Below are 19627 nucleotides of genomic sequence, written 5' to 3' on the forward strand. Positions count from 1 at the left end.
CTCTCCTGAAAGAAAAACACCCTGTCAGCGTACCGCTACAGGGTGGGGGTGACCATCTCATTAGCCCCCAATGCCTTTGGACCACTCAGTGAGCCATTACTCATGTTCTTTTGACCGTGTTGGTGAACAATAAGTTGGTTAACGCGAATCGTGTTAATCAAATCAGCACTATTATATACCAGTATAAATGTTCATATTTTACCCGTATCAGAGGCTGCCTATAGTAACAACAACTCGGGTCATTCAGGTCGACGTAGCGCTGCGTCTTACCTTCGCCAACAGCATGAGAGCCATGATGAAAATTACACCGAATCACCATCAGCACGTCGTTGAACAATTTGGCGCACGGGCGCAGCACTATTTAAACAGCGCGGTACACGCGCAAGGGAACGATCTCTCCTGGCTGGCACAGCGCCTCGCCGTGTTTCCCGATGCACACATTATCGATGTAGGGTGTGGCGCAGGCCATGCCAGCTTTGTTGCAGCGCAGCAGGTCGCCCGCGTGACGGCATACGACCTTTCGACAGAGATGCTGAACGTCGTGGCGCAGACGGCACAACAGAGGGGGCTGAACAACATCCACACCCAACATGGTCCTGCGGAGTCTCTGCCCTTTGCCAGCGCCGGCGCCGACGTGGTCATTAGCCGCTATTCAGCGCATCACTGGCACGACGTAGGGCGGCATTGCGTGAAATCCAGCGCGTGTTGAAGCCGGGGGGCACGGTGGTTCTGATGGATGTGGTTTCGCCGGGCCATCCGGCGCTGGATATCTACCTGCAAACGGTGGAAATGCTGCGCGACACCTCACATGTGCGTAACTACGCGCCGGGTGAGTGGATGACGCTGCTGACCGAAGCGGGTTTTGCCATACGTCAGCTTCAGGCGGACAAACTGCCGCTGGAGTTCAGCAGTTGGATTGCCCGCATGCGCACACCGCCGCATTTCTCCACCGCGATCCTGGCGCTGCAAAAAACCTTGCCCGCAGAAGTCATCGACTATTTTGCGATTCAATCCGATGGCTCATTCAGCACGGATATCATGACCATTGAAGCGCAACGTGCATAAATAGGGCTGACACATCAGGTGACAATGTTTTTTCCTGTCAATACGCTTGAAGAAACGCAGAGAAAAAGCAGTGTCACCGTTTTCTTAACGTAAAAATGCCGTTTTGCTGCTTTTCTCGCTTGATAAAAATAAACGCAATGATAATGTGGCTGCGCCTGCTTCACAAAAGATGAGCAGGGCAGCGGCTATCGTTTGTCACACAGCTTTTACCATCAGGATTAATAATGCAAAAAATCGCGCTGTCTATTGCGATGTTGTTTTTTTTGCCATCCGTCGTTGTTACCAGTGTCGCCAGTGAAACGGCTCCCATAGCAAAAGAATTAAAACAACAATTATTAGGTTCACCGATCTATATTCAGATCTTCAAAGAAGAGCGGATATTGGAACTGTACGCCAAGGTAGGAAATGAATATCGCCTGCTGGAACACTATCCCATCTGCAAATATTCCGGCGGATTAGGGTCCAAGCGTGTCGAGGGCGATCTGAAAAGTCCGGAAGGCTTCTATCAGGTTGATCTGCGGCAGTTAAAACCCGATAGCCATTACTACAAAGCGATCAACATTGGTTTTCCTAATGAATACGATCGGGCGCAGGGCTATTCCGGTCGCTATTTGATGATTCACGGTGAATGCGTCTCTGTTGGCTGTTATGCCATGACCAACAACTATATCGACGAAATTTACCGTTACGCCGAAGCGGCGTTGCGTAATGGACAAACCAAAATTGATTTGGCGATATATCCTTTCCGTATGATGGAAACCAATATGCAGCGCCACCGTAATTCCACGTATAACAGTTTCTGGCGTCAACTTCAGCCGGGCTATGCGTATTTTAACCAGAATTATCAGCCACCGTTAATCACGGTAAATAACGGACAGTATGTGGTTAACCCATCCGTTATCAGCAGTGAAAAACCTTCACGCTACGCGTTCACCCAAACAAAATAGCACGAACTCACCTGGCATAATTTGATGCCAGGTTTCATTCCCTGTCAGCGGCTGCGTCGCCAGCACGGTCACCACATCGTTGGGCGTCGTTTGCTGCTGAAAATCGATTTCCACGTCCTGATCCAATAACGTTGCTTTGCCAAAAGGCGCACGCCGCGTGATCCAGTACAGCTTGGTGGAACAGTATCCCATTACAAAACGTCCGTCAGAGAGCAGCATGTTGAACACGCCTTTACCTCTCAGCACATCGGCTTGCGATGCGATAAAGCGGAACACCGCAGGCCAACTGGCGGGTGAGCGTGGGTAACGCTGTGCCAACTGATTGAGCAGCCAGCAGAAGGCGTACTCGCTGTCCGTTTGTCCCACGGGGCGGAAATTGCCGGTTTTCAGCCCGCGATATCCCTTCAACTGACCGTTATGGGCGAACGTCCAGTTACGCCCCCACAGCTCGCGGGTAAAGGGGTGGGTATTTTCCAGCGTGACCGCGCCGCGATTCGCCTGACGAATGTGCGACACCACCGCGCAGGATTTAATCGGATACTCCTGCACCAAGCGGGCAATAGGAGAGTTGAAACTCGGCAACGGATCTTTGAATGTGCGACAACCATTGCCTTCATAGAAGGTAATGCCCCAGCCATCTTTGTGTGGCCCGGTGCCGCCGCCGCGCTGTATAAGCCCGGTAAAACTGAAACAAATATCCGTCGGAACGTTTGCGCTCATTCCAAGCAGTTCACACATGTCCCCTCCTACCCCCTACTGCTAGCAACCTGGCGAGATTACTGCCCTTTTGCCATTTCTTTTTCGACTAACTGAATCAGGATATGAATCGCTTTGATGTGCACTTCCTGAATACGGTCAGCGTAACCAAAGTGCGGTACGCGAATTTCGACATCCGCCGTGCCCGCCATTTTGCCGCCATCTTTACCCGTCAGGGTGATGACCTTCATCCCTTTGGCGCGCGCGGCATCAATGGCTTTGATGATATTACCGGAATTACCCGACGTGGAAATCCCGAGCAGCACATCCCCTTCACGCCCCAGCGACTCTACGTAGCGAGAAAACACGAAATCATAGCCAAAATCATTGCTCACGCAGGAGAGATGGCTGGGATCGGAGATAGCAATCGCCGGATAACCAGGGCGGTTCTCACGATAACGACCGGTCAATTCTTCGGCAAAATGCATCGCGTCGCAGTGTGAACCGCCATTGCCGCAGGAAATCACTTTGCCACCCGCCTTGAACGCATCAGCCAGCAGCACCGCAGCATTCTGGATCGACTGAATGTTCGCGTCGTCACTCAGAAAAGCATCCAGCGTAGCCGCAGCCTCTTTCAGTTCACTACGGATTAAGTCCTGATACATAGGATCCTCTCGTTTTGTTCGGTAACAGGCAATAACTCTGCATCGCACGGGAGGTATGCGCAGAGGGAATGCTGGCAGTGTAACGGATCGTGGAAACCGCGAGAAGTACGCTATGCCGCAATCAAGACAATTGCTGATGTTTATCACTACCGGGGTAAAAACACACCAGTTTGTGAGTTAAGTTGTAATTGTGTTGTAAATAAATTGATAAAAAAGACGCGATGCACTACACACTATACACATACAGGTCAGACCTCTTAGCAGATGTTTGCCGTAGTGATAACAGGATTGAGTGGGATGCGCGCAGGCGCAACGTGAACGGATCGGATTAACGGCCGATGACAACTCTGGAGACGAACTATGGCCGCAGTCAGTATTCTTGTTTTGCTGATAATGGTGGGAGCCCTGTTTTATCACCGGGTGAATCTGCCGCTCAGCGCCGCGTTGCTCGTGGCCTACTTCGCATTGATGGGTGCTGGTGGGCTGTGGTCCTACTGGTTGTTGTTGCCGCTGCTGGTGGTGCTGGCGCCACTGGTAGTGACCGCGCTGCGCCAAAAAGCACTGTCGGCCCCTGCCCTGCGGGTGTTTAAGAAGGTAATGCCCGCCATGTCAAACACCGAGAAAGAGGCCATCAACGCCGGGACTACCTGGTGGGAAGGCGAACTGTTTCGCGGTGCACCGGACTGGAAGATGCTGCATAACTACCCGCAGCCGACATTGACAGAAGAAGAGCAAGCGTTTCTCGATGGCCCGGTGGAAGAAGCATGCCGCATGGCGAATGATTATCCAGATAACCCATGAGTTGGCCGATCTGCCGCCGGAGCTGTGGGCGTTCCTCAAGCAGCACCGCTTCTTCGCCATGATCATCAAAAAGCAGTACGGCGGGCTGGAATTCTCCGCCTATGCGCAGTCTCAGGTACTGCAAAAACTGGCGGGCGTCTCCAGCATTCTGGCGATCACCGTCGGCGTACCTAACTCGCTCGGCCCCGGCGAACTGTTGCAACATTACGGCACTGAAGATCAGAAAGATCACTACCTGCCACGTCTGGCGCGCGGTCAGGAAATTCCTTGTTTTGCACTCACCAGCCCGGAAGCGGGCTCCGATGCGGGCTCGATTCCTGATGTCGGCATTGTGTGCTACGGCGAATGGCAAGGTGAGCAAGTGCTGGGTATGCGTTTAACCTGGAACAAACGCTATATCACACTGGCACCGATTGCGACCGTTCTTGGGCTGGCATTCAAGCTGCACGATCCCGATCACCTGCTGGGAGACGAAGACGATATCGGTATTACCTGTGCGCTGATCCCGACCAGCACGCCCGGCGTACAAATTGGTCGCCGCCACTTCCCGCTTAATGTGCCGTTCCAAAACGGCCCGACGCAAGGAGAAAACATTTTCGTGCCGCTCGATTACATTATCGGCGGCCCCAAAATGGCCGGTCAGGGCTGGCGTATGCTGATGGAATGCCTGTCGGTGGGGCGCGGTATTACGCTGCCGTCCAACTCGACGCGGGGCATGAAATCCATTGCGCTGGCAACCGGGGCTTATGCACACCTGCGCCGCCAGTTCAAAATCTCCATCGGTAAAATGGAAGGGATTGAAGAACCGCTGGCGCGTATCGCAGGCAACACCTACGTCATGGATGCCGCCGCGACGCTGGTGACCGTAGGTATCATGCAAGGTGCCAAACCGGCGGTGCTCTCCGCTATCGTGAAATATCACTGTACCCATCGCGGCCAGCGCGCCACGCTGGATGCCATGGACATCACCGGCGGTAAAGGCATCTGCCTTGGCCCTTCCAACTTCGTGGCGCGCAGCTATCAGGGCTCCCCCATCGCGATTACCGTTGAAGGGGCTAATATCCTGACGCGCAGCATGATTATCTTTGGGCAGGGTGCGATTCGCTGCCATCCCTATGTGCTCAAAGAGATAGCGGCTGCGCAGGACAACAACCTGACCAGCTTCGATCACGCACTGTTTGGTCATACCGGGCATGTCGGCAGCAATCTGGCTCGTAGCCTGTGGCTGGGGCTCAGCAATGGGCATTCGAGTCATGCACCAACCAAAGATGCCACCCGCCACTACTATCAGCGGATGAATCGCCTGAGTGCCAACCTGGCTCTGCTGGCGGATGTGTCGATGGCGGTGCAGGGCGGCGATTTGAAACGTCGGGAACGTATCTCCGCACGGCTGGGTGATGTGTTGAGCCAACTTTATCTCGCCTCAGCGACGCTGAAACGCTTTGACGACGAAGGCCAACAGCAGGCCGATCTGCCGCTGGTGCACTGGGGCGTGCAAGATAGCCTGCATCAGGCCGAAGTGGCCTTGAACGATCTGCTGCGCAACTTCCCGAACCGTGCGGTGGCGGCAATCATGCACATAGCACTATTCCCGCTGGGTCAGGTCAGTCCGGCTCCGAGCGACCGTCTGGATCACCAAGTCGCCAAGCTGCTGCAAACGCCAAGCGCCACGCGCAGCAGGTTAGGACGCGGTCAATACCTGACGGCCAGCGAGCACAACCCGGTGGGTCTGCTGGAACAGTCGTTACTGGATGTGATGGCCGCCGAACCAATCCACCAGCGGCTGTCGAAGGCGTTGGGTAAATCCCTGCCGTTCATGCGACTCGATCAGTTGGCGGAGCAAGCCTTGGCAGAAGGCGATATCACCGCGGAAGAGGCGCAGATCTTGATTCGAGCCGAAGCGAGCCGACTGCGTGCCATCAATGTGGATGATTTTGCAGCTGAGGCACTGGCTGCTCAGGCACCACAGGCCAAACCGGCAACCAAAAAATCCGTAGCTGTCGCCTGATAACCCGCCGGACTGCCCTCGCAGTCCGGCGTTTTCCGTTCTTCGTCCTCGAAGCTAAATTACCTCACTGAACGTATCATTATCCTGCTCAGTATCTACGCGGAGTTTGAAGCGCCTCCGAGAAACCCAACGTCATTGCCCGGATAATTCCTCTTTTAGCTGAGAGGAAAGGATCGATGAGCACCCGTTTCAGTGGGTTACGTGCTGGGCTCAGTTGGATGTACCCGCGCCGTCTACGCAACCAGCTTATTATGATTGCGGTGTTCATGGTCACGATCCCCACCCTCATCATTGGCTACATGGTTGAAACCGAGGGCTGGGCGGCACTGCTGCAAGAGAAAGAGAAAAAACTCTCTGCCATTACCCATCTGCTGGATGAAGCACTGGGGGACAGGTTCACGCATTTTGCCACCCTCCCCCATGCCGAGCGTATTCAAGCGCTCAATCAGGAGTTAGCCCCCATGCGCGCCTTTAACGGCGTCGGCGCAGGCTATTACCACCGCGCCCTGGACGCACCTATGCCCCTTCGGCACAATTCCAGTCCAACGTCAGTGTCACGATCAACGCCGACCACCCCGGCAGAGAGGTGATGTCCAGCAACCAGCCCAAGGTCTATTCCGGCAAGCAGGTGCGTGGCAACATCATGAATTCCATGCAGCCTATTACCCGCGATGGCGACGTCATCGGGTATATCTGGGCCAACGAGTTATCTGAAGACATCAGCCAGCAGGAGCGGCGCATGGATATCAATATTGTCTCGGTGCTGGCGTTGGGTTTGCTGGTGAGCCTGTGCCTGATCATTTTGCTCTCTCGCCGTTTCAGTACCAGTATTGACGTGATTACTCATGGGCTGGAGGATCTGGCGCAGAATCTCAATACCCGGCTACCGTCATTATCGGGATATTTGGGGAAAATCTCGCACAGTGTCAACGCGTTGGCGCAAGCGTTACGCGAAACCAAAACCCTCAACGATCTGATCATCGAAAGTGCCGCCGACGGCGTGATCGCCGTGGACAAACACGGCAATGTGACCACAATCAACCCTGCCGCTCAGGAGATCACCGGCTATCGACAGGATGAGTTACTGGGCCAGCCGTATGCCAAAATATTCTCCAACACGCATTTCGACAGCCCGGTGCTGGATACGCTGCAAAAAGGCACCGAACACGTGGCGCTGGAAGTCAGTTTTCCCGCCCGGAATCGCACCATTGAACTGAGTGTGACCACCAGCCAGATCCATAACGCCCATAATGAACTGATCGGCGCGTTAGTGATCTTCTCCGATCTCACGGCACGTAAAGAGGTGCAACGGCGGCTGGCGCAAACGGAGCGGCTGGCGACACTGGGCGAACTGATGGTGGGCGTCGCCCACGAGGTACGTAACCCACTGACGGCCATCAAAGGCTACGTACAGATCCTCAAGTAGCAGGACACGAATCCGATCCATCAGGAATATATCGCCATCATCCTGAAAGAGACCCATTCCATCAACCGGGTGATTCAGCAACTGCTCGATTTCGCCCGCCCGCGTCAGGTCTATTGGCAGTTGGTCAGCCTGAACCAGCTTATCGAAGAGTGTCTGGTATTGATCCAAACCACCGGACTGCAAGCCCGCATTGACGTAAGCAAAAATTTGGCGCCAGACCTCGAAGAGATAGAAGCCGACGGCGAACTGCTGGGGCAAGTGATCCTCAACATATTGATCAATGCGGTACAAGCCATCAGCGCACGCGGGCAAATCCACATTCGAACCTGGCAAGTGGATAATGCACGCCAGGCGGTCACCATCCGCGACACCAGCTGCGGTATTCCTGAGCACCACAAAAACAAGATTTTCGATCCCTTTTTCACCACCAAAGCGTCGGGCACCGGCCTTGGGTTAGCGCTGAGCCAGCGCATTATCAATGCGCATCAGGGAGACATCCAGCTTAGCAGAGATCCTGAGCACGGCACCGCCTTTACCCTTTTGCTACCGATTCACCATTAGGGAAATACGCCGCAATGAAACAGACTTACAGTATCCTGATCGCCGATGATGAAAAGAATGTACGCCGTATGCTCACCACAGGGCCACATTGGTCAAACCTGGCAGTCGTCTGCTTACCCACGGCAATACCGGTGGATTAGCCACAGCGGGCGTCGGCACCGCCATCGGGGTGATTCACCATGCACACAGGCAAGGACACGTGGAACAGGTCTGGGTGGATGAAACGCGCCCCTTATTACAAGGGGGGCGGCTGACCGCCTGGGAGTTGGGGGAATTGAACATTCCCTATCGTTTGATTTGTGATTCGATGGCCGCCACCCTGATGGCGCAGGGCTTGGTTGATGCCGTTTGGGTCGGGGCCGATCGCATTGCTGCTAACGGTGATATTGCCAACAAAATTGGCACTTACAGCCTGGGCGTTCTGGCCCGTTATCATGGTATTCCGTTCTATGTCGCCGCGCCGCACACTACGCACGATGCGGCCTGCCCGGATGGCAAGGCGATCCTCATTGAGCAGCGCGCCGCCAGCGAGGTGACCGGCGTGGCGGGCAGCTTTGGCACCTGCCAGTGAGCACCACAAGACGCACAGGTTTATAACCCTGCTTTTGATGTCATACCCGCTTCACTGATTAGCGGTTGGGTACTGGATAGCGGTGTGACCACGCCCGAGCAGGTGCAAGCAGGGATCTTCACTCAGGAGTTGCGCTAATCCCTTTCCTCCAGCCGTTGGCTGGAGGAAAAATCGGCATGACTATGCCAGCTTCGGATAAGCATCGGCAATGGCATCGCCGGTAAAATGCGCCACCCAACCGTCTGGATTATCGAACACGCGAATCGCGATAAAATGCGGCTCGGAGCCAATATCGAACCAGTGTGCCGTACCCGCGGGTACCGACAGCAGATCGTTCTTCTCACACAATATCTGATAAATCTTGCCGTTCAGGTGCAGGCAGAATAGCCCGGCACCTTCGACGAAGAAACGCACCTCATCTTCGCTGTGTGTATGCTCAGACAAAAATTTGGTGCGCAATGCGTCTTTCTGTGGATTGTCGGCACGCAGGCTGATCACATCCCAGCTTTGGTAACCTTTCTCTGCCACCAGTTTATCAATTTCATGCTGATACGCCGCCAGCACTTCTTCCGCTGCCGGAGAGAAGCTCAGCGTACGATCGGCCTGCCAGCGCTCAAAACGCACCCCAATCGCGGCAAGCGCCGTCTGGATAGCCTCCGCATCGCGGCTGTCCCATACCGGTTGGCTGGCGTCATTGTCGTTAAAAATGGTTAATGCACTCATGGCAAAACTTCTTAAACGGCGCTAGTGGCCTGGGATGGGTCAATCTGGTCGAAACGCGCCACCTGACGATGAAAGCTTTCCACATCCGCCTCATCACGAATCAACTGACACGTTTGCCAACCGGCCTCGGCAGCCGCGTCCAGTTCTTGATGAATGTCAGACAAAAACAGCAGTTGCTCGCCCTGCAGCCCAATTGCCTGAGCAATATGGTGGTATGAGCGCGCTTCGCGCTTAGCCCCGACGCGGGTGTCAAAGTAACCACTGAACAACGGGCGTAAGTCCCCTGCATCGCTGTAACCGAACAGCAGTTGCTGTGCTTCCACCGACCCCGATGAATAGACGTAGAGATCGATCCCCTGCTCGCGCCACCTGCGCAGCTGCGGCGCAACGTCGTCATACACATGACCGCGGAAATCGCCGTTGAGATAGCCGTTGCGCCAGATAATCCCTTGCAGACGTTTTAATGCCGTTGATTTGCGATCCTGCTCCATAAATTGATGCAGTGCTTCCAGCAAGGTGGAGGCTTGCGCCTGCGGCTGACCGAGCTCTTCGCGTAACAACGCCAGCGTTTCGGCGATTTCTGGCTGAGTGTCAGCCTGTGCCACGACCTCGGCTAAACGCGCCCGCGCGTAAGGGAACAGGATGTTATGCACAAAACGGATATCGCTGGTGGTGCCTTCAATATCCGTCACGATGGCCTTGATCATTTTGCCTCCAGCAAGCGTCGTTGCAGTTCACACTGAAACAGAAACTCGAGCCCTTCCAGATGACGGCGAGCCTGCGCGACATCCTCTCCCCAGCAGTAAAGCCCATTAACGTGCACTAAAAAACCGTAGCGCAGCGCCTGAGTATCGGCGTACGCCGCCACGCGTGCTGCCAGTGCGGGAATATCCTGGTCGTTAGCAAAAATGGGAATGGCAACGCGGTCAAGGTGAGTATGCTGCCCTTGCAGAGATTTCTGCATCTCATACCCTTCCAGCACCAGCGCATCGCTTTTCTCTACGCGGGAGAGCACGGTGGCGTTGACGGAATGGGTATGCAACACGGCCCCTACTGGCGCAAAACGACGATAGCGCAAGGTGTGCAGGCCAGTTTCAACCGACGGCGTACGCCCGCTGGGGACATGGTTATCGGCAATATTCACCAGTAAAAAATCATCCTGATGCAAACTGCCTTTGTCCTTACCGGATTGAGAGATCAGGCAACGGTCTTCATCCAGACGCACCGACATATTGCCGCCGGTTGCCGGACACCACCCTTTTTGCCCAATCCAATGACAGGCCGCGACTAACGCAGCCAGTTCTGGGTTTTCACTCATCGTTCATCCTGTGCAGGTGTGCTCTTCACCACAGCGTTTCGCATTGTGGTTAGTACGTTTTGTTATAAGTTAGACGTCAATGGAATTTAGCAGTTTAAACGTCCATACGTCTTGATTGCCAAATACTAGCATCGTGTTATATTGGCTCGCAATACAGCAAGTTTGCAGGAGTTCATTTCTACCATGAGTGCCGCACTTTTTCCCGAAAGCAAACTGCCCGCATTGGGCACCACCATCTTTACCCAAATGAGCGCGCTGGCGCAGCAGCATCAGGCGATCAACCTGTCGCAGGGGTTCCCGGATTTCAGCGGACCAGATTACCTGCAACAGCGTCTGGCCTATCACGTTGCCCAAGGGGCGAACCAGTATGCACCGATGACCGGGGCAGCACCCTTGCGCAGCGCGATCGCCGAAAAAACTGCGACACAGTATGGCTGGCAGCCCGATGCCGACCACGAAATCACGGTCACAGCCGGGGCCACCGAAGTGCTGTTTGCCACCATCGCCGCGCTGGTACGGCACGGTGATGAAGTTATCTGTTTTGATCCCAGCTATGACAGCTATGCGCCCGCTATTGAGCTGGCGGGTGGCGTGGTGAAACGCGTAGCGCTACAGCCACCGCTATTTAACGTGGACTGGGCAGCGTTTCGCGCGCTGTTAAGTTCTCGTACTCGTCTGGTGATCCTCAACACGCCACACAATCCGTCTGCCACCGTGTGGCGTCAGAGCGATTTCGAGCAGTTGTGGCAGGCGATTGCTGACCACGAGATCTACGTGTTGAGCGATGAAGTCTATGAACACATCTGCTTTGCACCAGAAGGACACGCCAGCGTTCTGTGCCACAGCGAGCTGCGCCAACGCGCCATCGCGGTCTCTTCCTTCGGCAAGACCTACCACATGACCGGTTGGAAAGTGAGTTATTGCATTGCGCCTGAGGCCATCAGTGCAGAAATTCGCAAGGTACACCAGTACCTCACGTTCTCCGTCAATACGCCGGCACAATTAGCCATAGCCGATACGCTGCGCCATGCGCCAGAGCACTGGCAGGAACTGCCGGAATTCTATCGGGCACGCCGTGATTTTCTGGTCAATGCGCTCTCCGCCAGCCGTTTTGAAGTGCTGCCCTGTGAAGGAACTTACTTCCTGCTGGCGGATTACAGTGCCATTTCTGATCTTGATGATGTCACCTTCTGCCGCTGGCTGACGGAACACGCTGGCGTGGCGGCGATCCCACTCTCGGTTTTCTGCGCCGACCCCTTCCCACACAAATTGATTCGGCTATGCTTTGCTAAACAGAAATCTACCTTGCAAGCAGCAGCGGAGCGCTTATGTCGACTTTAACTATCACGCTACTACAACAGCCCCTGGTATGGCTCGATGGGCCAGCCAACCTGAGCCATTTCGATGCCGAGTTGGAAACGGTGCGCGGCAGCGATCTTATCGTGCTGCCAGAAATGTTTACCACCGGATTCGCCATGAATGCCGCGGGCAAGGGGCTGTCACAATCGGTGGTGGAAACCTGGCTGCAAGAGTGGGCCAAAGAGACCAATGCACTTGTCGGCGGCAGCATTGCTGTTTCCACGCCCAAAGGCGCAGTAAACCGCTTTGTGCTGGTTTCACCGCTGGGCGACGTTTACCACTATGACAAACGCCACCTGTTTCGCATGGCTAATGAGCACCACCATTTTGAAGCCGGGCATGAACGCCTGATTATCGAATGGCGTGGCTGGCGGATATTGCCGCAGATTTGCTATGACCTGCGTTTCCCGGTGTGGTCACGCAACCGCCAGGATTACGATCTGGCGCTGTACGTAGCGAACTGGCCCGCCCCGCGCGCTCACCATTGGCGTACGCTGCTCGCGGCGCGCACCATTGAAAATCAGGCCTACGTAGCGGGATGCAACCGTGTCGGCGCTGATGGCAACGATCACAGCTATCAGGGTGACAGCCAGATAATCAACCCGCAGGGTGAGATCGTCGCGCGTGCGCCAGAGAACCAGCCCGCGCAAATCAGCGCAGAGCTGTCGCTGGAAGCGCTGCAAAGCTACCGTGAAGCGTTTCCGGCATGGCGTGATGCGGATAGATTTACATTGTAGTCAGTGAGACGGCGCAGGCCGCTATTTCTCTTAGGTATTTGGGGTTGCCCCCCGCGTTGAATGGCGCTGAGGAAAAGGATGACGCCAGGATGAGCAGCATGGATGCAGCGAAAGCCAGCGCCGCGTCTGGAACGCGTCGCTGGCGGTCCGTCCGGCGGCAGCGTTTTCCGAAGGTATCGCGTAGCGACGGCATTACGCAAATAGCCTGGGGTCGAGGGGAATGGGCGATTGCATTCCCCTCGTTGGGCGCGTGCTACGCGAGTGGCAGAGATAAACAACACATTTTGGCGCACGAAACCCTACGCAAACATAGCATAAAAGCACCTGATGCTTTAAACGCCGACTCGCAACTCACTATTCCTCACCGAAGGTGAGCACCATGGCCAACCATGCGCGGAGCGCCTGCGCCACATCCGCCTTGGTGATCGACTCATCCGGATGATGGCTAATCCCCCCTTTGCAGCGCACAAACAGCATGCCTACCGGCCAGCGCTCTGCTATCGCAATCGCATCGTGACCTGCACCACTCGGCAAAGAGGGAGCACACCCTTGCACCTGAGTAACCGCCTCACGCAGCAACCGCTGTAGCCCATCATCACAGCGCGTCGGGGCAATGCGACTCTTCAGCCTCGAAGCGGCAGCCGCGCGCCTGCGCCACCTGCTCGCCGTGAGACAATAAGTTAGCCAGCAACGCGGCCAGTGCCGTCTCTTCCAGCCCACGCACATCCAGCGTTAAACGCACCTCACCCGGTATCACATTCGCCGCCCCCGGCGCACATTGCAACATGCCGATGGTTGCCACCAAACCGGACGCCTGCTCTCGTGTCAGTTGCTCAACCACAACCATCCACTGTGCCGCTGCTGCCAGCGCATCCTGACGTTGCGTCATCGGCACCGTACCGGCGTGGCCTGCCGTTCCCTGAAAAACACAATTTAACCGGCGCGCACCGTTGATTGCCGTCACCACGCCCAATGCGGCGTCATCGTGTTCCAGACAGGGGCCTTGCTCAATATGCATTTCCAGATAGGCGGCGATGCTTTGTGGCGCACGCGCCGCACGCCCAATTCCTTCCGGGCATAATCCCGCCAGAGACAACGCTTGTGACACGCTCACACCTTGCGCATCCTGACAGGATAACCAACTTTCAGGCCAGGTACCTGTCAAACCGCGTGCCCTCTTCGTCACCAAATCCCACAATTTCCAACGCCACCGGCAGGCGAATCTGCTGCTGATGCAGAAAGCGCACCACTTCAATGGACGCCAAAACGCCCAGCATGCCATCGTAGCGTCCGGCATTACGCACCGTATCAAGGTGCGAACCTAACAATACCTCCGGCGCATCGGGCAGATTGCCTTCATAGCGACCGCAGATATTGCCGACCGCATCCTGCCATACCCGCATTCCCGCTTCCCGCATCCATTCACCCACGCAGGTGTTGGCGCGCAAATGCTGCGGCGACAGATAAACCCGCGTCAGTTGATCGGTATCTTCACTGATCTCTGCCAAGGTATCGCAGCGCCACATGACCCGCTCGGCGGCCGATTGCGCTGTAAAGCGCGATAACCATGGCGAACTCATTGCGCAACTCCAGCGCTGGCGTCATAGCGGTCCCATGCTGCCTGCAATGCCTCGCCCTGCACCGTGCGGAAACCATGGCGGTTGAGCACCGCTTCCAGCTCGCTAAGGGTTTGCATCACACAATCTTTGCGGGCGTTATACCCCATGGTACCGATGCGCCAGATTTTCCCCTGTAGCGAACCAAATGAGGTGCCGATTTCAATGGAAAAATCGTTCAGCAAGCACTGGCGAATCTGCTCACCCTGTATGCCCTCAGGGATAACCACTCCGGTCACGTTATTCATTTTGTATTGCTTGTCACCGTAAATGCGCAACCCCATGCCTTTCAGACCGGCGACCAGAGCCTCACCGTGCAGTGCATGACGCGCAATACCCTTATCCAGACCTTCTTCGAGCATCACTCGGGCACACTCCCGTGCGGCGAACAGCATGCTGGTGGCTTCGGTATGGTGGTTCAGGCGCTCGGGCCCCCAATAGTCCATCACCATGCCGAGATCGAAATAGTTGGAGTAGATCATCTCCTCTTCACCGTCGCGATGTTCCGCCGTACGAATCCCCTGCTCCACGCAGCGACGAAGACGTATGGCCGCTTCCATCTTCGGGCTGAGGGTAATCGGCGCGCTGCCTGAAGGGCCACCCAGACACTTCTGCAAACCGGCAGAAACGGCATCCAATCCCCAAGCGTCTGTCTCCAGCGCGTTACCACCGAAAGAGGCGGTCGCATCGGTATAAAACAGCACATCCCCGAGTTCTGCCAGCGGCTGCAACATGGTGGTGGAGGTATCGCCTTGTACCGTCAGCAAGGCACGTGGGCGCAACCGTTGGATGGCATATTCAATCTTATCCGGGGTAAAGACTTCCCCCCAGGGCACTTCGATGGTGTGAACGTCAGCGTGACAGCCGCGCGCAATTTCACATAACAGATGCCCGAAACGCCCAAACACCGGCACCAGAACCCGATCGCCGGGGCGGATCACCGAAAGCAAAATGGCCTCGATACCCGCGCGCGATGTACCATCTACCAGCATGGTCCAGCGGTTTTCCGTACGGAACAGTTGACGATAAAGTTCCATGATCTAATTCATGTATTCCGTCATGGCCGGATCGTATTGACGAATCAACTGACATGCCATGGCACGCAGTACACGGGGATCCGCATTGATCGGACCGGGTCCCATCAGTAAACGGTGAGGCGGATTGATCTGCGCGTATAATTCGTTATTCATCATGCACAACTCCAAAAAAAAGCAGGAACGTTCGCTGCAAGCAACAGGGCTCAGGCCTCCGTCAAACCACGCACCGACGCAATAAACTGTTTGAGTTCGGGGGTCTGTGGGTTAGCGAACAGCGCGCGGGCAATCGCCACGCGCTGCTGCTGACCGCCAGACAGGTTGGCCGGTGAGTAGTGCAGGCGTTCACTCAACCCGACTTTCGCCAGCATCTGTTCCCCCAAAGCACGGCACTCTGCTTCGCTTTTTTTCAGTACCAAACGAGGTGCCAGCATCACGTTTTCCAGCGCGCTCATGTGCGGGAACAGGTTAAAGTTCTGAAACACCATACCCACTGAACGGCTGATTTCACGCGCTTGTGAATCGCGATTGGTCACGGTTACGCCACCGAGTTTGATGCTGCCTTCCTGATAGCCTTCCAAGCCGTTAATGCAGAGCAACAGCGTGTTTTTTCCCGAGCCGCTGCGCCCTATGATAGAAACGACTTCGCCCATATCGATATCCAGATCGACGCCTTTCAGGACGTGGTTCTGGCCGTAGTATTTCTGCACCTGATAATGGTGATGAGCGGCATTGAATTTCTTCTCCAGATAGCGGCTGTAGTAGGGCAGCGGATAACACATCAGGAAGTAGCCCAGTGCGACCAGGCCAAAGACCTTGAAAGGTTGATAGGTGACGTTGTTCAACATGGTGCCGGCCTTGGTCAGTTCGATAAAACCGATGATCGATGCCAGCGCCTTCCCTTTAATTACCTGCACCGAAAACCCCACTGTGGGCGCGATAGCGATGCGCATGGCCTGCGGCGCGACCACTCGACACAGCGTTTGACCAAAACTCAGCCCGAGACAGCGTGACGCTTCCCACTGCCCTTTTGGCAATGCCACGATGCTGCCGTGCCAGATATCCACCAGAAATGCGCTGGTAAACAGCGTCAGCGCCAGTGCCGCAGCGGTCCAGGGACTGACATTAATGCCAAACAATCCAAGGCCGAAAAAGGCCGTCAGCGAGAGCAGCAGTGTCCAACGCGCCGCCAGCAGCAGGTTGCACACGATATCCCAATCGGTAAAGTTCATCATCCGTGCGTTCTCCCGAATAAACGGCGGCCCGCCATCATCAGCAATTGACGCATTAACAACGACAGCTCCAGATAAAACAGCGTGGTGATCAGATACACCTCAAAGCTGAGAAAGGTGCGCGATTGAATCAGGTTGGCGGCAAAGATCAGCTCTTCATAAGAGACCTGCGATACCACGGATGAACCGAGCATCACGATAATGCACTGGCTGACCAGCGCCGGATAAATACGCTGCATGGCCGGTGGCAAGATAACGCGCACAAAGGTTTGCATCCGTGTGAGCCCCAGCACGCGCGCGGCTTCCCATTGCCCTTTCGGCATAACCTGAATGCCCGCGCGGATAATTTCCGTGCTGTAGGCCCCAAGGTTAATCAACATCGCCAGCAGCGCGGCCTCACCCACCGTCAGTTTCCAGCCGAGCGTTGGCAGGCCAAAAACGATGAAAAACAGCTGCACAACAAACGGTGTATTGCGAATCAGCTCAACGTATAGCCCCCACAGGCGGCTTGGCAGCGAGGGGCGGCCACTGCGTAATGCCGCGCCACAGATGCCGATGGCAATACCGCCAAAGGTCGCCATGGCCGTCAACTGGACCGTCACCCATAGCCCCGCGAGCAGTTCGGGCCAATAAGGCCACAGCGCGGCAAAATTCAGTTGATAGGCCATGGCATCTCTCCCTTAGGCACCCGGTTATTCAGCCAGCAGGCTGGCGAGCAATGGCGCTTTCAGCCATTTTTCAGAGAGCGAATTCAGGGTGTTATCCGCCAACGCCTGGGCAATCAGCGTATCCACTTTAGCTTGCAGCGCCGCTTCCCCTTTCTTGATGCCGATATAGCACGGTGAGTCTTTCAGCATAAATTTGGCAACCGGAGCCTTGGCGGGGTTTTGTGCCGCAATGGCAGCCACCACCAGGTTACCGGTAGCGATATACTCCACCTGTCCAGACAGGTAAGCCGACAGCGTGGTGTTGTTATCCTCATAGCGTTTTATCTGCGCTGCTTTCGGTGCGATTTCACTCAGTACCATGTCCTCTACGGCACCACGCGTTACGCCGACGCTTTTGTCTGCCAGTTGCTGCGCATCGCTCATTGTACCGGCCTGTGGACCAAACACGCCGAGAAAGAACGGCGCATAGGCGCGGCTGAAATCGATCACTTTTTCACGTTCAGCGTTTTTACCCAGACTGGAGATCACCAGATCCACTTTATTGGTTTGCAGATAAGGCACACGGTTGGCGCTGGTCACCGGTACCAGTTGCAACTTTAGTTTCATCTCTTGCGCCAGATAGCGAGCGACGTCGATGTCATACCCTTGCGGTTGCAGATCAGTGCCGACTGAACCAAACGGCGGGAAGTCTTGTGGTACAGCAACGCGTAACACGCCACGCTGTTCAATGTCCTGAAGCTGATCGGCAACAGCGGCCTGCTTGTGTCACTAACAGCACTGCGCCTGCCAGCGCGATAAGGTGTTTTTTGATGCCCATTGCGTATCTCCTGGTTGAGAGTCTGATGAAACCAAAAGTTCTTAATAAGCGATAAGTAAAACTATCGTTTCATTCACTAAGCAAAGGGCATGCCAGTCTTAAAAAGCGTGATAATCAGGCATAACAAGGGAGGGAATGAGCAAACAGAGAGTAAAACGCGCAAAAACGCAGCGCTAATTCATCCAGGTGGGTATAAAGATCGGCGATCTGATGAATACGTTGGCGGCCCTGTTGCAACATTTCATGCAGTAACGCATTGCTGAGCAACACGGCCAGACTCATGGCCGCGCTGTAGCTATCAAAGGCGGAAACGCTGTCCAATGGCAGACATAATGACCACGTGGCAAACGGAAATAACCCGTTGGCCTGCGGTTCACAGATCAGTACAACAGGCACCTGACGCGCCTGCAACTGTGCCAGTAACGGCTGGATAACGCGCGAGCGGCGGCGAAACGCCACGATCACCGCGACATCCTGTGGTCCCAAGTCGGCAATCTCTTCCGACAGCGTCTGCCCCGGTTGGGCCAGTAGCGCCACCTGCGTACGCACCTGCATCAATTGTTGGCGCAGATGAAGCGCCACCGGATAGCTATTGCGCAGACCGACGATCGCGACCTGTTGAGCCCGCAGGAATGCATCGATAATGGCACCAAACTGTGCCGGATCGATACGGTTGATCCACTGCGCCAAATTCGCCATTTCCTGTTTATAGTGGCGTGCCAGCAGCGTATTGCCCTGAACCGCATCACGGCTCTCGGCCAGCGGCATCCCGCTTTGGCGCAAGGTTCTTAGCTCTTCACGCACATCACGGTAGCTGGCATACCCCAACCGTTTGAACAAGCGACTGACTGTAGCTTTCGACACGCCGCTCAGCCGCGCCAGCTCGGCGCTGTTATAGCCAATCACGTCGTCGAAATGGGTAAAGATAAAATCGGCAATGCGCTGTTCCTGCCCAGAGAGTGTGCTGTAACGACTGCGTAGCCGCTCATCAATTTGTGTCATGGTGATTCCGTTATCTCTGTGTCACTGCAACTTTCGTTGCAACCACACTAACACAAGCACATCAACGACATACAATAGGAAAAAACGTCTGCCCTCTCAGTGTCGAAACCATTCTGGAACAACTCTTGCAACACACGTTTCACGCTAACACTTCTGCATCGTGAAACAACAGGAGAACCGATGACCTCTCACGCCCCTGAAACCCTAACCGCTTATCTGCAACAGATGGAAACCCTGCTGAATCTGCCACTCCCCCCAGAGCGCCATGACGCGGTGCTGCTCCAGTTACAGCACATCGCAGAGATGGCGCAGCCGCTGATGGACTATCCGTTGGAGGTGCAGGAAGAGATCGCGGGGGTTTATCAATTATGACGCACCCGT

11 protein-coding genes and 9 pseudogenes are annotated in these 19627 nt (G+C 55.3%); 8 read left to right on the forward strand and 12 right to left on the reverse strand.

Going from position 1 to position 19627, the window contains the following annotated elements; genetic code table 11:
- Positions 1-295 precede the first annotated feature (295 nt).
- Positions 296-1065, forward strand: a pseudogene (locus CS369_RS14795) (class I SAM-dependent methyltransferase).
- Between the two features lie 224 nt (positions 1066-1289).
- The gene (gene dpaA, locus CS369_RS14800) at positions 1290-2012 is read left to right on the forward strand and encodes a peptidoglycan meso-diaminopimelic acid protein amidase (RefSeq protein WP_196907717.1); all 723 of its coding nucleotides are present in this window, start codon (positions 1290-1292) and stop codon (positions 2010-2012) included.
- Here dpaA and CS369_RS14805 read toward each other — a convergent pair.
- On the reverse strand, positions 1983-2750 hold the full coding sequence (locus CS369_RS14805; protein ID WP_196907718.1) for a class II glutamine amidotransferase: 768 nt from the start codon (positions 2748-2750) through the stop codon (positions 1983-1985). The two genes, dpaA and CS369_RS14805, sit on opposite strands and share 30 nt — an antisense overlap.
- 38 nt (positions 2751-2788) lie before the next feature.
- Positions 2789-3373, reverse strand: coding sequence for a D-sedoheptulose 7-phosphate isomerase (gene lpcA, locus CS369_RS14810; RefSeq protein ID WP_196907719.1), 585 nt, complete (start codon positions 3371-3373; stop codon positions 2789-2791).
- A gap of 360 nt (positions 3374-3733) precedes the next feature.
- On the opposite strand from lpcA, the pseudogene fadE reads away from it, so the two are divergent.
- The 3 pseudogenes from fadE to mtnA all read left to right on the forward strand — a co-directional run.
- Positions 3734-6182, forward strand: a pseudogene (fadE, locus tag CS369_RS14815) (acyl-CoA dehydrogenase FadE).
- A 176-nt stretch (positions 6183-6358) separates the two neighbouring features.
- A pseudogene (gene atoS, locus CS369_RS14820) lies at positions 6359-8169 on the forward strand (two-component system sensor histidine kinase AtoS).
- Between the two features lie 79 nt (positions 8170-8248).
- A pseudogene (gene mtnA / locus CS369_RS14825) lies at positions 8249-8878 on the forward strand (S-methyl-5-thioribose-1-phosphate isomerase); the annotation flags it as partial.
- Positions 8879-8920: 42 nt separating this feature from the next.
- On the opposite strand, the gene CS369_RS14830 reads toward mtnA, so the two are convergent.
- From CS369_RS14830 to CS369_RS14840, 3 genes are read right to left on the reverse strand one after another with little or no spacing between them, the layout of a single operon-like run.
- Positions 8921-9463 carry an acireductone dioxygenase gene (locus tag CS369_RS14830; protein ID WP_196907720.1) on the reverse strand — a complete coding sequence of 181 codons (543 nt, stop codon included), beginning with the start codon at positions 9461-9463 and terminating at the stop codon, positions 8921-8923.
- A gap of 11 nt (positions 9464-9474) precedes the next feature.
- Positions 9475-10170, reverse strand: a complete 696-nt coding sequence (gene mtnC, locus CS369_RS14835) for an acireductone synthase (protein WP_196907721.1) — start codon at positions 10168-10170, stop codon at positions 9475-9477.
- The gene (locus CS369_RS14840; RefSeq protein ID WP_196907722.1) at positions 10167-10781 is read right to left on the reverse strand and encodes a methylthioribulose 1-phosphate dehydratase; all 615 of its coding nucleotides are present in this window, start codon (positions 10779-10781) and stop codon (positions 10167-10169) included. The genes mtnC and CS369_RS14840 overlap by 4 nt, the downstream gene beginning before the upstream one ends.
- A 183-nt stretch (positions 10782-10964) precedes the next feature.
- Between CS369_RS14840 and CS369_RS14845 the strand changes: the two genes are divergently transcribed.
- Together CS369_RS14845 and CS369_RS14850 are read left to right on the forward strand one after the other, a co-directional pair.
- Positions 10965-12122 (forward strand): pyridoxal phosphate-dependent aminotransferase, encoded by a 1158-nt coding sequence (locus tag CS369_RS14845; protein ID WP_196907723.1) that lies wholly within the window; start codon positions 10965-10967, stop codon positions 12120-12122.
- Complete coding sequence (locus CS369_RS14850) at positions 12110-12877, forward strand: amidohydrolase (protein WP_196907724.1); 768 nt, start codon at positions 12110-12112, stop codon at positions 12875-12877. The genes CS369_RS14845 and CS369_RS14850 overlap by 13 nt, the downstream gene beginning before the upstream one ends.
- A gap of 354 nt (positions 12878-13231) precedes the next feature.
- Here the strand turns inward: CS369_RS14850 and hpxK are convergent.
- From hpxK to CS369_RS14885, 7 genes and pseudogenes are all read right to left on the reverse strand, one after another.
- A pseudogene (gene hpxK / locus CS369_RS14855) lies at positions 13232-14457 on the reverse strand (allantoate amidohydrolase).
- Positions 14454-15683: pseudogene (locus CS369_RS14860) on the reverse strand (alanine--glyoxylate aminotransferase family protein). Before CS369_RS14860 ends, hpxK begins: the two co-directional pseudogenes overlap by 4 nt.
- Positions 15684-15787: 104 nt before the next feature.
- Positions 15788-16260: pseudogene (locus tag CS369_RS14865) on the reverse strand (amino acid ABC transporter ATP-binding protein); the annotation flags it as partial.
- Positions 16244-16759, reverse strand: a pseudogene (locus CS369_RS14870) (amino acid ABC transporter permease); the annotation flags it as partial. The pseudogenes CS369_RS14865 and CS369_RS14870, both read right to left, overlap by 17 nt.
- Positions 16759-17427, reverse strand: a complete 669-nt coding sequence (locus CS369_RS14875; protein ID WP_196907725.1) for an amino acid ABC transporter permease — start codon at positions 17425-17427, stop codon at positions 16759-16761. The gene CS369_RS14875 and the pseudogene CS369_RS14870, both read right to left, overlap by 1 nt.
- A 24-nt stretch (positions 17428-17451) precedes the next feature.
- A pseudogene (locus CS369_RS14880) lies at positions 17452-18238 on the reverse strand (transporter substrate-binding domain-containing protein).
- A 120-nt stretch (positions 18239-18358) separates the two neighbouring features.
- Positions 18359-19246: a MurR/RpiR family transcriptional regulator gene (locus CS369_RS14885; RefSeq protein ID WP_196907726.1), complete on the reverse strand. Its 888-nt coding sequence runs from the start codon at positions 19244-19246 to the stop codon at positions 18359-18361.
- 180 nt (positions 19247-19426) lie between these two features.
- On the opposite strand from CS369_RS14885, the gene hpxX reads away from it, so the two are divergent.
- On the forward strand, positions 19427-19618 hold the full coding sequence (gene hpxX, locus CS369_RS14890; protein WP_196907727.1) for an oxalurate catabolism protein HpxX: 192 nt from the start codon (positions 19427-19429) through the stop codon (positions 19616-19618).
- Positions 19619-19627 lie beyond the last annotated feature (9 nt).

It is taken from the genome of Candidatus Symbiopectobacterium sp. 'North America' (assembly GCF_015762685.1).
Classification (GTDB): Bacteria; Pseudomonadota; Gammaproteobacteria; order Enterobacterales; family Enterobacteriaceae; genus Symbiopectobacterium.

Excerpts from the sequence above, each read along its gene's own strand:
- dpaA (WP_196907717.1), top strand. The coding sequence starts at position 1,290 with ATGCAAAAAATCGCGCTGTCTATTGCGATGTTGTTTTTTTTGCCATCC.
- CS369_RS14805 (WP_196907718.1), bottom strand. The coding sequence starts at position 2,750 with ATGTGTGAACTGCTTGGAATGAGCGCAAACGTTCCGACGGATATTTGT.
- lpcA (WP_196907719.1), bottom strand. The coding sequence starts at position 3,373 with ATGTATCAGGACTTAATCCGTAGTGAACTGAAAGAGGCTGCGGCTACG.
- CS369_RS14830 (WP_196907720.1), bottom strand. The coding sequence starts at position 9,463 with ATGAGTGCATTAACCATTTTTAACGACAATGACGCCAGCCAACCGGTA.
- mtnC (WP_196907721.1), bottom strand. The coding sequence starts at position 10,170 with ATGATCAAGGCCATCGTGACGGATATTGAAGGCACCACCAGCGATATC.
- CS369_RS14840 (WP_196907722.1), bottom strand. The coding sequence starts at position 10,781 with ATGAGTGAAAACCCAGAACTGGCTGCGTTAGTCGCGGCCTGTCATTGG.
- CS369_RS14845 (WP_196907723.1), top strand. The coding sequence starts at position 10,965 with ATGAGTGCCGCACTTTTTCCCGAAAGCAAACTGCCCGCATTGGGCACC.
- CS369_RS14850 (WP_196907724.1), top strand. The coding sequence starts at position 12,110 with ATGTCGACTTTAACTATCACGCTACTACAACAGCCCCTGGTATGGCTC.
- CS369_RS14875 (WP_196907725.1), bottom strand. The coding sequence starts at position 17,427 with ATGGCCTATCAACTGAATTTTGCCGCGCTGTGGCCTTATTGGCCCGAA.
- CS369_RS14885 (WP_196907726.1), bottom strand. The coding sequence starts at position 19,246 with ATGACACAAATTGATGAGCGGCTACGCAGTCGTTACAGCACACTCTCT.
- hpxX (WP_196907727.1), top strand. The coding sequence starts at position 19,427 with ATGACCTCTCACGCCCCTGAAACCCTAACCGCTTATCTGCAACAGATG.